This window comes from Kocuria himachalensis, assembly GCF_054784195.1.
This window is the reverse complement of the sequence record NZ_BAAGPL010000051.1, coordinates 1-718: the sequence shown is the minus strand read 5'-3', so window position 1 is coordinate 718 and position 718 is coordinate 1. Positions and strand designations below refer to the sequence as shown.

Sequence of the window (718 nt, the reverse complement as noted above, 5' to 3'; positions counted from 1 at the left end):
CCAACCTCACCAAGATGCCCGACATCGACCGCCAGGAATACGGGCTGGTCACCGTCCCGGTCCGGGAGTACCTCGGCTACGTCTGGGTCTGCCTGGCCGAGAACCCGCCCTCCTTCGAGGACGACGTCATGGGCGACATCCAGGACCGCCTCGGCGACACCCAGGCCATCGAGGGCTACGACATCGCCAACCTCTCCCTGGGCCGGCGCATCACCTACGACGTGAAGGCCAACTGGAAGCTCATCATCGAGAACTTCATGGAGTGCTACCACTGCGCCACCATCCACCCCGAGCTCACCGAGGTGCTGCCCGAGTTCGCCGACGGCCTCGCCGCCCAGTACTTCGTCGGCCACGGCGCGGAGTTCGGCGACGACGTCCTGGGCTTCACCGTCGACGGCTCCGAAGGCCTCGACAAGCTCCCCGGCGTCGACGAGGACCACGACCGCCGCTACTACGCGATCACCGTCCGGCCCACCGTGTTCGTCAACCTCGTGCCCGACCACGTGATCATCCACCGCATGTTCCCCATGGCCCCCGACCACACCATCGTGGAGTGCGACTGGCTCTACCTGCCCTCGGTCGTGGACTCCGGCAAGGACGTCACCGCCTCCGTGGAACTCTTCCACCGCGTCAACCAGCAGGACTTCGACGCCTGCGAACGCTGCCAACCCGCCATGAACTCCAAGATCTACGCCAAGGGCGGGGTCCTCGTGCCCTC

The 718-nt window shown here is 66.3% G+C and carries 1 protein-coding gene; it reads left to right on the top strand.

Annotated elements, in window-relative coordinates:
* On the top strand, window positions 1-718 hold a 718-nt coding region (locus ACYVM4_RS18425), incomplete at both ends, for an RHO alpha subunit C-terminal catalytic domain-containing protein (RefSeq protein WP_460669491.1).